The organism is Brevibacillus sp. 7WMA2 (assembly GCF_010748895.1).
GTDB lineage: Bacteria > Bacillota > Bacilli > Brevibacillales > Brevibacillaceae > Brevibacillus_B > Brevibacillus_B halotolerans.
Genome location: NZ_CP048799.1, coordinates 198,219 through 210,153, shown reverse-complemented (window position 1 = coordinate 210,153; position 11,935 = coordinate 198,219). Strand labels below are relative to the sequence as shown.

Sequence of the window (11,935 nt, the reverse complement as noted above, 5' to 3'; positions counted from 1 at the left end):
GTTTCAAATGAAGGTACGTATATTAGTAAAGTAACATGTTAGTGAATCCAAGTCCATTTTTTTCCTCTCTATCCCATTACATGCCGATAAGAATATAATTATTCATCCTCATCACGAAATAACTCTGCAAGCATTGCCTCTTTATTTTCTAAAAACCGTTTCGTAATCTGGTAGTGCAATGTTTGCTCATAGCTAGTCGTCGCAATAGGAGATTGGTCAAAGTTATAAATTTGTGCTCCTGGAAATGCTAGTAGTATCGGTGAATGCGTAGCAATAATAAACTGTGCTGATCTCTCTAGATCTTTCATTAAACGTAATAAGGAAAGCTGTCGTGCAGGTGACAAGGCCGCTTCCGGCTCGTCTAGTAAATAAATTGCTTTATGACCAAACCGATTGCGAAAAAGAGAGAGAAACGATTCACCGTGTGACTGAGCATGTAAGGAACGTCCTCCGTAGCTACCCGTGCCGTTTATACTGTCTATATGACTAGCAAACTGATAGAAGGTTTCTGCCCGCAAAAAAAAACCCTTCGTAATCTTAGGTAGCCACGATAACTGAATATACTCCCCTAAAGGGGCATCGGAAGCATCCACTTCATAGTAATTATGTCTGCCCCCACCCGCTGTATGGAAATCGCATTGATAAGCAATGGCTTCTAGCAGAGTAGATTTTCCCGATCCATTCTCACCTACAAAAAAGGTGATATTTTTATCAAGCGATAAACTCTCTAGGTTTTGCAGTGCAGGAATCGAAAAGGGATACTCCTTACGATTAGGGTATTTTTCAGTTAGCAGCCGCACTTGGCGAAGATACACGTTCTACACCTTCCTATTTGTTCATCTAAGTATCCTTGCTTATTAAAAGCCTGAATTCGTTTATGTAAAACCCGATTTGAATAAAAGCTTGTCTTTATTATACAACATCGTGTAAGACCTCTACGTTGCTTTTTTGTAAACTTATACTTTTTTGGCTTCCCTTCTTGCTTAGCATCGTACTTAAATTGTATGTAAAAAAAAGAGAAACACATAGAAGTCTTACACGATGAAAATTATCCTCTAAGCCTAATCGTGTAGTATTATTGTCTCCTTTTTCCTATCGTTGCATAAATGCGATATCTCCTGAGGTTGTTTGAATGTGAACGGTACGTTTGATCTCTTTGCCATTCGTGGCCTCTACGTTATGATTCGAGATGCTGTTGAAGCGGAATCCTTCTAGATTGGTCTGAATCTCTCCAGAGGATGTCTTTGCTACAAGCCGGGTATCTATAGGCTGTTTCGTCGTAACGATATTAATATTACCACTAGATGCTTCCAAGGTTAGATTGTGCGCCACTTCAGCCGTCTTTAGATCAATGTTTCCTGAGGTACTATTTGCTTTTATCTCTCCAGTTGCTTCTTGTACGTCTATGTCACCTGAGGTAGATTCAAATGTTGAATACGTAGCGACAAGCCTGGAGATTTCCACATTTCCTGAAGTAACCTGAATATCACTCTTTTCACTTTCAAGCTGTTTCATCTCTATGTCCCCGGATGTACTGGATGCTACAAATTCTTTGGCAAACACATCGCCCGCCGTGATATTACCTGAAGTGCTGCTAAGCTTCATTTTTTCCCACGTTTTTTGGGGAAGCGAGATAGTTAAACCTTCGTCATCCATGCTAAAATTAAGGCTAAACCAAGTCGGAGGGCGTGTTGTTGCAATCAGAAGCTTATCATTCTCCTCTGTTACTTGTAGCTCTGTATTTCTGGTACCAAACCATCCAGATTTCTCGTTCAACCGAATCTTTATGTAATCATCATTACTTGGAACAATATGAATATCCTTACTAGCACTATCCACTATAAGTTGTTTGAATTGTGTATGCTCGATCGCCTTTTCGTTAATGATACTTGCTGCTTTTTGTCCATAAATTCCCCCTTGTAAAACCCAGCCTACACATCCCATGACACCTATTATAATAAACAGTACGCCTACGATAGCTGATTTTCTCACCTGAACCCTCTCCTATTTACCTTCTAGACAACTACATTAGCCAGATGTCGTTAAGAAGCTACATGTTTTGAACTTACAATCGTACTATCTAGTAACGTTATTCACTCCTCATCCCCCTCAATGATGTTATGGACACTAGTAGCAAACATTTTCCACTCTGAAACCAATGGTTGCATGTACAGCTCAACAACTTCTCTAAGTTCGTATCAGCTTGATTACTTTTGTAGCTATCCCCTTCTCTCTATGTCTTCCCTCATTATAAATGAAAAAAACCGAATAACGGACAGATTACTGTCTATTATTCGGAGAAATAAGCGTTATGACTTAATTTATTCCTTTTCCTTCTGCAAAATTGCCTTACTTACCTGTTCCATCAGAGCTTGTTTGCCAAGAGCGAAAAATGCCTCATTGTAATTTTGCCTACTGGTCATTCGATATACTCTTCCATTTTTCACTGCCTGTAGCCCTTTCCAGAGACTGCTTTCTTCTAACACATTTTTATCATTATCAGCTAACCAATAATATGATCTGGCTTCATCTTAAATAAGCCTTCTACATTCGTAACCTTTCCACCCCATTTATCAGGTTCAGGCGTTCCTGGTGCCTTTTTCTTTAGCTTATTGCTTATTCTTACTTTCAATTAGATCAACAATGATATCCAACTGCTTCTCCAAATTCAATCCATCTGTCATTCAAAACTTCTTGGAATCAAGCATGTATACATGATTATGCTTTACTGCCTCTAGATTTTTCCAGATTGGACTGTTCATGATTTCCTTTGCACGCTCTGCTCCACCGTCTGGTTCATATACGCTGATAAACATGTGATCAGCAGCATAATCAGGCAAAAGCTCTAAGGAAATATCCTTCCCTTGACGAGTTGGGAAAATCTCTTGTTTCACTTTCTCTACCGGCTTTAACTCAAACATTTCCATCAGATTGTAGCCAGCATCACGTGTTTTTGGCCACACCCAGAAATTTTTGGCCCAGATTGAGTAGCTACCTACTGTTTCATTTGATCCAATCATGGCTTTTACTTTTTCTTTAGCCGCTTTAGCTTTTTCATTATAACGAGTAATAAATGCTTCCGCTTCCGATTCTTTTCCTAATAGCCTTCCAAAAGTCCGAACCTCCTCAATTGGGTCAGTACCTTCAAGTGTTCCCGAAGGTAAAGAAACCGTCGGGGCAATTTTTTTCAACTGCTCCGTCATTTCTGAAGGCAAATAGGTTGGTACAATGATTAAATCTGGCTTTAGCTGCATCACTTTCTCAATGGAAACATCCCCTACATTTTCCACGCCCTCCAGCTCTTTAGACAGCAATACTGAATTCTCTAGGGCAATTGATCCAGCTCCTACCGGTTTTACACCCAGCGCTGCCAAATCACCTAAAAAAGTAATGCTGACAATACGCTCTGGATGAGTAGGAATTTCGATTTCTCCCGTGGCATCTTTAAAGACCTTTGTCTTTTTTTCAGCAGAAGAATTACCCGCGTTATTTGGCTGCGACACTGTGTTTGGTGTCGTATTGCAAGCACTAACTATCAAAGCTAGAAGCAGCAGCATAATCGGCATGAAGCCTCGTTGTGTGAAATGTAGCATGTTCATCCTCCAATATGTAAGTCAGATCGTTACACAGAAACTCATGATTTTGATAACGATTATCAACCATTTCTTCAGTCCACATTTTAACTTTCTATCCAAAAGAAGTCTATATTAAATTTTGCCATATGGTAGAAATCGGGAACCCAGCTCCTTTTTAATGGGAGAACACATTTGAGCAAAAAAATGGCGAATTTTTCTCATTTTCTGTGTAACTTATTCCCTTCCCCAACGTCTCTATTTACGATTACCAAAAATATGCTTTGGGGTTATCAACGACTTCCCTTTGTTTTGCCCTGTTTTATGGCTTAAAGAGGGAGTAGGTTGCTGTCTACAGGCAAAATTTTATGGATATTCAGGAGGAAAACAATGAGGAAACAAATGAAAAAAAGCGCATTCTTACTGCTAGCCACAACTCTGGCAATCACACCCCTACTCTCTGTGCCACAAGGTGCTTATGCTGTATCTAGTTTATCTATCAACGCCAAGAGCACCAAAGCAGGTGAGAAAACTACCTATACGATAAAGTTTGAATCAGACAAGAAAACAAACGAGATTGAGGTAGATTTTGATTCTGATTTTGACCTGGACAAAGTTAAAACTAGTTCTGTGGAAGTAAATGGTAAGGAACCAAAGGATGTTACTGTTAAAAAGGGTAAAATTACGATTGAACTAAGCAAAAATATCGGTAAAGGCGATGATGTCAAAATCGTCATTGAAGATGTTATCAACCCTGATAAAGCCGACGATTACAAAATCTCCGTCGATGATGGCGATAGTGATGATGATGAAAAAATCGAGATCACAAAATCAAAAGGCTCTTCTAGCAAAAGCGGCAGTGAAAAAAATGCTTTCTCTGTGTCTTTAGGCAGTAGCTACTCAGATGAAAAAACCTCTATTGAGCTATCTAAATTTACGTTAGAAGACAAATTGGACGATTCAAAATATATTGAGGTTACTTTCCCTGAATCTAGCATGGTTCCAAGCAGACTCAGCACAGACGATGTAGAAATTAACGGTCACACTCCGAAAGATGTCAGCGTCTCTGGTAGAACGGTAAAAATTAAACCGAGCTCCAAGGATAATGATGAGAAAAAACTTGAGATTTCATTCAAAAAAGGGGCTGGCTTTAAAACTCCATCCTCCAGCTCTTCCTATAAAATTGAAGTTGAGTACAAAAACACGACCTATACATCAAAAGAATTTGATGTGAAGAAGGGCTCTTCTTCTGTTAGCAGCGACTATAGTGTTTCCCTATCAGATAGCTCAGTTGGTGCACGTACAACTGTATCCATGGAAGTAAAATTAAAAGAAGACCTACGATACGGTAACGATATTTATATCGAATTCCCGTCCCAAGATATGCTACCTGGTTACATGTCTGCTACATCAGCAACAATTAATGGTACACAGGTTAGCTCGGCAAATATATCTGGACGCACGATTTCTCTGAGAACACCGAGTAATTTCTCTAGCACTGATAAAATTCGTATCGACTTTAAAATGGAAGCCTTTATTAAGAACCCAACAACGTCAGGTAGTTATGAAATGGCTGTAAAGCATAATGATGTTACCTACCGTTCAAAATCTTTTACTGTTTCAGGTACTTCCGTAACACCTACGAATCCGACATATCCAACTAACCCAACGAACCCAACGAATCCTACTCCAACCCCCGTGCCAGTGAATAACAGCACTGCTACGGTAAAATTGAGTAAGCCGAATCCAAATGCAATTTCAGGTATGACAGTTGGGATTAAAGCGCTAGGAGTTGGACTGAATACGAATGATTTCATTGAAGTAGCGATGCCAACTTCTTTCCGTGTCCCTACTACGATCGCAACCAATGCTGTGACAGTAAATGGTGCGTATCCTAGCTATGTAGGCACTCGTGGTCAGAATCTGGTTATCTATCCATCACTTGCTATTCCTGCAGGTCAAGCAGTAAGTGTAACCATCAATGAAAATGCTAAACTTCAAACACCGGCAGCATCCAATGTGTATAATATTGGGGTTTATACATCTGAGGAAAGAAACCCACTGTTCACTCGTCAAGTAATGGTAGGTGCCCAAAACGGGATTAGCTTCAAAGTGGGTACAGCTTCCTATAAATCCCAAGGGAAAACCTTCCCATTAGCTGCAGCACCACAAACTGTGAATGGTAACACAATGGTACCGGCTACTTTTATTCGTGATGGACTAAAAGTAAGCACATCCTACACAAAAACAGGCGCTACTGTTAAAAGTGGCAACACAACCATGGTATTTAAAGTTGGATCAAAGGTCGTTTCTATTAATGGCAAGAATTACAACATGACAGATGCTGTTCAATTGAAAAACAATATCCCAATGCTGCCAATACGTACGATTACAGACAATTTACGTTTTAACATGTCTTGGGATGAAGCATCCTCTAGCGTAGTTATTTTTAAATAAGAATAAGGCACTTGCGAAGCTCCCCTTTGCAAGTGCCTTTTTTGATAAAATTCATAGTGGTACCTGTGGTATGCCTTTATCCTCGTGGGATGACAAGGCGTTGATACAAGAATTGTTTTTTAGAAGCTTGTTACCTCACGCCTACATCATTCGTAATATAATATGAGCCTAAATGATCGTTGTTGATTTTTTCAAGGCTCATACTTATTTGAAACCAGAGGACTTTTACATGAACATAATTTACAAACATCTGAAAAAACTAGACTGGCTCATCATGCTAATCCTTGTTATTTTTCTCACTACTAGCCTTCTCTTTATTTATAGTAGTCAGCAAACGGGTCAATACGGACAGACAAACTTCGTCGGAAAACAAACCATATACTATGTAATTGGATTTGCTCTGATGCTCTATATTTCTATTTTAGATATGGAACAGATTAAGAAATTATCTTGGGTTTTTTATGTTTTTTGTCTGCTTTGTATTATCGTTCTTAAATTTTCTCCAGAAAAAATTGCCCCTATACTTAATGGGGCAAAGCGATGGTTTTCCTTGCCAGGTATAGGCTCCATTCAACCATCAGAGTTTTTAAAGGTTGCCATTATCCTTTTGGCTAGTTATCTGGTAATGGAGCATCAAAAAAAACATATTATGAAAACCATTGGAAGCGATCTATTATTAATTGCCAAATTACTAGGTATAACCCTGCTTCCGTCTATTTTAGTGTATACCCAGCCAGATACTGGAATGGTTATTCTCTATTTGATTTCCATAATAGCAATTATGTTCCTTTCCCAGCTACAAACCAAATTAATCTTAACACTCTCATTAATTCCCGCCTTTTTGGTATCCTTTTTGCTGTATTTATATTTTGAACTCCCTGATGTATTCAGAACCTATGTCCTTTCGCTCTTTAGTGGCCACAGACAACAGAGGATTTTAGGATGGCTTGATCCCTCTACCTTTAAAGATGAAGGCTATCAATCCATGCAGAGCCTGTTAGCAATTGGTTCTGGAGGACTGGAAGGAAAAGGGATTGGACAAGGAAACGTTTATATTCCTGAAAAGCATTCTGATTTTATTTTTGCAACCATTGGAGAAGAAGGTGGATATATCATTGCAGTACTGATTGTTTCACTCTTCTTTATTCTTATGTATCGTGTGATAAAAATTGGGAATGAATCAAATGATATATTTTGTGCCTGCGTATGCTCTGGAATTGTAGCTGTCCTCACCTTTCAAACCTTTCAAAACATTGGAATGACCATTGGATTAATGCCAGTAAAGGGAATAGCCTTGCCATTTTTATCTTATGGTGGCAGTTCGCTCCTTTCTAACATGATATTGATTGGAATTGTGTTATCTATGCGCAAGCAGTATAGGAGATAGAGTAAATATAAATTACTTTCCAACAGAAAAGAGGCTATCCGATCGCAATCAGGAATAGCCTCTTTTTCTTCATTTCCTCCTAATGTACATTTCTTACCATTTGAACTGCTCTTTCGGCAGAAGCATACTTGTAAATTAATAACAAATGGATTTCTTTATGTATCCCCGCTTTTCCATGTGGAAGAACGATTTCCTAAAACCTTATTCATTTTTACACATCCTTCATTCTTTTCCCGATCTGATTGGAAAATGGAACAACACGTAAGCACCACCCTCCGGTGTATTGGAAGCTTCAACTGTCCCGCCATGTTTCATCGTCAACAATTTAACAATGTACAAGCCAAGTCCAACATGTCCCTTACGCTGTGGTTGCAATCGATCCTCCTGATAAAATTTATCGAATAAAAAAGGAGTACTGCTCTTCGAAAAGCCCGAACCAGTATCACTAACCTTCATCGTCCATTGAAGGTCTGTCATGCACAGCTCCCAATGAATTTCCCCATTTTCAGCGGTAAATCGGCTACTGTTGGAAACTACATTATCTACTATTTGTGCAATCCGGTCAGGGTCCATTTTAATAGTGGTTCGTTTCTGTCGCAGATCTTCATAGCTGCAAAGAAAATGTAGCCTATATTGATGACAGAGCTGTTCATAGTCAGATACCTTGTCTTGAACGAATTGTTGCAAATCTACATCCTGCCATTGCAACCGAAACTCAGGCTTTTCCATTTCAGATACCTCATTGATTTCTCCAATCATTCTTGCTGCCCTTTGCGTGTTTTTCTGTATAGTCAATAAATAGCTATCCAGCCGTTCCTGACGTTTTGGTCCGCCATTCATCAGTCCCTCTACATGTCCTTGAATGATAGCTAAAGGGGTTCTTAAATCATGAGCAAGCGCCGCTACCATATCCCGCCGTTCCTGCACCAAATGCATTTCCCTTTGTAGGGAATCAGATAAGGCCTTGCGCATATCTTCAAATGCCTGTGTAAGCTGAGTCAATTCCTGCGTACCTTCATACGAAAATGTGAAATTCAAATCTCGTGACTGTACTCGCTTCGTTCCTTCTATTAATTGTTGTATGGGTTCATTTAGCTGTTTGTTAAATCGATGACCAAAAATCCATGCAAATACACACACTAGAATAAAGGGCAATAAAACCGTCATGAGTCTAAATATTTTTACAACAGGAATTAACTCCGGAGTTGCCCCGGATACAGCCAGCCCATATTCGAGAACAATTGCACCTTGAAGCGAGTCTGTTTCATCTACCAGCGGATGAACATGCCTTATTTTATTTGCCTTGACATTTTCGATGGTATTTAGCATTGTAAGCAGCTGCTTTTGGTTTGAAATCGGCGAATGCTGTATCGTTCCGTACAACTGCTTACCATTTAACAGATAAATCGCATAATCCATTCCTTCTAGAGGAATGACGTTCTCAAGCTCCTTCCTCTTTTCTTGCTGTAACAAACGACTTCCCTGCTCATTAATATATGATCGGATAGCTGTCATCTGTTTTTCATAATAGTTGGCAGGTCTTATAAATGACGATCCTGCTTGGAAGAAAGCCCAGAAAATGAAACTCCATGCCACAATCGTCATAATAAAGCTAAGTCCAAGCGTAAGAGTAAAATACATCAAAAATTGACGTTTTACTGTCCGTTTGCTTTTCATCTGCCTGTGCCCCATTTATATCCTACTCCCCATATGGTTTCGATAAAGCGATAGGCTGGATCAGCCGTAAACATCTTAGCACGTATATTTTTGATGTGCTCCGTTACAGTTGAGTCGTCACCTGTAGCATCAATCCCCCAGACTTTTTGATAAATATGCTCTCGTGCAAACACCTGCCCGGGGTGAAGTGCTAACAGTTCCACGATAGAAAATTCCCTGAGCGTAAGTGGAATCAGTATCTCGTTACAACGTAGTTCATGTCCTTGTATATCCAGAGTAAACGGTCCAAATCGTATGATTCCGAGGTTTTTCCGATTAAACAAGCGCTGCTCACGGCGTAAATGAGCGGCAATCCGTGCCTTAAGCTCCTGCAAGCTAAACGGTTTTACTAAATAATCATCTCCGCCTACTGCTAATCCATAAATGCGATCCGCCTCACTTTGTTTAGCGCTCACAAAAAGGATCGGTCCATCTACCCTATCTCTCATTTGTTTACAAAACGAAAATCCGTCTGTTCCAGGCATCATCACATCAAGCACAATTAGATCGGGCAGCTTCTCACTGATCATCAGAAACGCCTGTTCAGCATGTAATGCTGTCATGACTTCATAGCCTTCATCTTCTAACGCATCGCGCATGAACGTTATCATATCTAGTTCATCATCTACAAGCAAAATCGTCTGTTTCATCATGTCTCCTCCGGTCTAGTACATATCTAATTTGCATGGCTCTCATTCACATTCATAGAGAAAAGGAGTAGAAGTACTCAATCTGCCTTCTTTTCTAGGTTTACGATGAAAAGGGAAGGCCCTCTCCCCTTAGAAAAGGAGAGAGGGCCTTTATTGATCCCAGTATTTATATGAGTCATCTTCCAGATGCTAGAATAGCTTTTTATTCAATAGACCCCAATAGCTGGTAGGCCTCTTCCTTTGTTTTAATTGATAATAGCTGTTCTCTAAAGCCTTCGTCCATAAGCTTGCGAGATAGCATTTGAAGAATTTTTAAGTGTTCATTTCCTTCACTCTCTTTTGGAACAGCGATCATAAAAATTAACTTTGCATCGGACCCGTCAAGACTGTTCCAATTTACTCCGTCACGTTTAAGCCCAAACACCACGCTTGTTTTTTGGACGGTCTCCGATTTTCCATGAGGAATAGCAATGTTCATGCCAATTCCTGTGGAGCTTTCTTGTTCGCGGCTTAGTATCGCCTGCTTGAACTCGGAAGTAGAATCAATTGCTCCTGCACGCTTCAACTTATGGATCATTTCATCAATGACCTCATCGCGTATTGCACCTGCTACATCTACATCTATTAATTCTAAGCTGGTAATATCAGTTAGTTTTTTAATTTCCACAGGCTTTACTTTTCTTTCTTCCTTAGGAAGGCTTTGCTTGGTTGTTGAATCTGCTACTGCTTTTGTAGCTGGAGCATTTCCATTTTGTATATCTTTTTTTAAGATATTGACCAATACTGCTGTTACAATCGCACCTACAATAACTGCGAGGAAGAACATCAAAACATTATCAACAGCACCAAGTACAGCAACGATTGGGCCTCCATGTGCTACTTTATCTCCAACATGTCCCACCATAGCGATAACCGAACCTACGATGGAACCAATCATGATACTTGGAATAACGCGGAATGGGTCCTGAGCTGCGAAGGGAATAGCTCCTTCTGTAATCCCAAATAACCCCATTGTAAATGTCGCTTTCCCTGCTTCTCGTTCAGTATCCTGATATTTCTTCTTATTGATAAAAGTAGCTAAACCCATACCAATTGGAGGGATACAGATCGCAACCGCAATGGCTCCCATGATATCATAGTTTCCCTCTGCAATCATGGCAGAACCGAACAAGAAGGCAACTTTATTAACAGGCCCACCCATATCAAAGGAAATCATAGCACCTAGGATAATAGCTAAGAGAATGGAGCTTGTACCTTGCATGCTTGATAACCACGCTGTTAAAGCCTCAAATACCTGTGCAATAGGCGATCCAATAACATAGACAAACACCAGACCTACAATAAGGGAAGCAAATACCGGAATGATAATGATTGGCATAATAGGCTGGATGGCTTTTGGAACTTTCATACTTTTAATTCCTAATGCTACATAACCTGCTAAGAAACCTGCAATAATACCACCGATAAAGCCAGCTCCTGCTTCACTTCCATAGAAGCTCCCATTCGCGGCAATTAATCCACCAATCATACCAGGAGCAAGACCTGGTCGATCCGCAATACTAAAGGCAATAAAACCAGCAAGAATAGGAACCATGAAGGTAAAGGAGGCTGCGCCAAGCTTCTCAATGGTCTTCCAGAATGAAGCATCTGGAATAACCAAACCACCAGGTGTTTTTTCTCCTCCAAGTGTTAAGGCAATGGCGATTAATAGCCCGCCGATAACGATGAATGGGACCATGTAGGATACACCACTCATCAAATGACGATAAAATGAGTTTTGCTTATCAGCTTTCTCAGTAGTCTTGTTCTCTACCGCATTGGCTTGACCCTGATAGATAGGTACTTCTCCACTTGATACTAAATTGATTAGCTCTTCAGGCTTGCGTATACCATCCTGAACCCCAACAAGTAATACCTTTTTCCCAATGAAGCGATCTTTGTCGACTGTTTTATCAGCAGCAATAATGATACCATCCGCTTCACGTATTTCCTGTTCTGTAAATTTATTTTCTACTCCAATCGAGCCCTGTGTTTCCACTTTCATCTGAACACCTAATTTATCAGCAGCTTTTTGGAGATTTTCTGCCGCCATATACGTATGGGCAATTCCATTAGGACATGAAGTAATCGCCAAGAGTTTCATCACTAATCCC

8 protein-coding genes are annotated in these 11,935 nt (G+C 39.9%); 2 read left to right on the top strand and 6 right to left on the bottom strand.

The window, feature by feature from the left end:
- Positions 1–98: 98 nt before the first annotated feature.
- From GOP56_RS01050 to GOP56_RS01040, 3 genes are all read right to left on the bottom strand, one after another.
- The gene (locus GOP56_RS01050) at positions 99–815 is read right to left on the bottom strand and encodes an AAA family ATPase (protein WP_163244258.1); all 717 of its coding nucleotides are present in this window, start codon (positions 813–815) and stop codon (positions 99–101) included.
- 277 nt (positions 816–1,092) lie between these two features.
- Positions 1,093–1,992, bottom strand: coding sequence for a DUF4097 family beta strand repeat-containing protein (locus GOP56_RS01045; RefSeq protein WP_163244257.1), 900 nt, complete (start codon positions 1,990–1,992; stop codon positions 1,093–1,095).
- Positions 1,993–2,684: 692 nt separating this feature from the next.
- On the bottom strand, positions 2,685–3,593 hold the full coding sequence (locus tag GOP56_RS01040; protein ID WP_254068534.1) for an ABC transporter substrate-binding protein: 909 nt from the start codon (positions 3,591–3,593) through the stop codon (positions 2,685–2,687).
- Between the two features lie 369 nt (positions 3,594–3,962).
- On the opposite strand from GOP56_RS01040, the gene GOP56_RS01035 reads away from it, so the two are divergent.
- Complete coding sequence (locus GOP56_RS01035; RefSeq protein ID WP_163244256.1) at positions 3,963–6,029, top strand: stalk domain-containing protein; 2,067 nt, start codon at positions 3,963–3,965, stop codon at positions 6,027–6,029.
- 229 nt (positions 6,030–6,258) lie between these two features.
- Complete coding sequence (locus GOP56_RS01030; RefSeq protein ID WP_035318937.1) at positions 6,259–7,416, top strand: FtsW/RodA/SpoVE family cell cycle protein; 1,158 nt, start codon at positions 6,259–6,261, stop codon at positions 7,414–7,416.
- A 222-nt stretch (positions 7,417–7,638) separates the two neighbouring features.
- On the opposite strand, the gene GOP56_RS01025 is transcribed toward GOP56_RS01030, so the two are convergent.
- The 3 genes from GOP56_RS01025 to GOP56_RS01015 form a co-directional block, all read right to left on the bottom strand.
- A complete protein-coding gene (locus tag GOP56_RS01025; protein ID WP_163244255.1) occupies positions 7,639–9,108 on the bottom strand; it encodes a sensor histidine kinase in 1,470 nt (489 codons plus the stop codon).
- Positions 9,090–9,782, bottom strand: coding sequence for a response regulator transcription factor (locus GOP56_RS01020; RefSeq protein WP_163246774.1), 693 nt, complete (start codon positions 9,780–9,782; stop codon positions 9,090–9,092). The genes GOP56_RS01025 and GOP56_RS01020 overlap by 19 nt, the downstream gene beginning before the upstream one ends.
- Before the next feature lie 202 nt (positions 9,783–9,984).
- Entirely contained in the window at positions 9,985–11,925 is a 1,941-nt protein-coding gene (locus GOP56_RS01015) for a PTS fructose transporter subunit IIABC (RefSeq protein WP_163244254.1), read from the bottom strand.
- Positions 11,926–11,935: the final 10 nt, after the last annotated feature.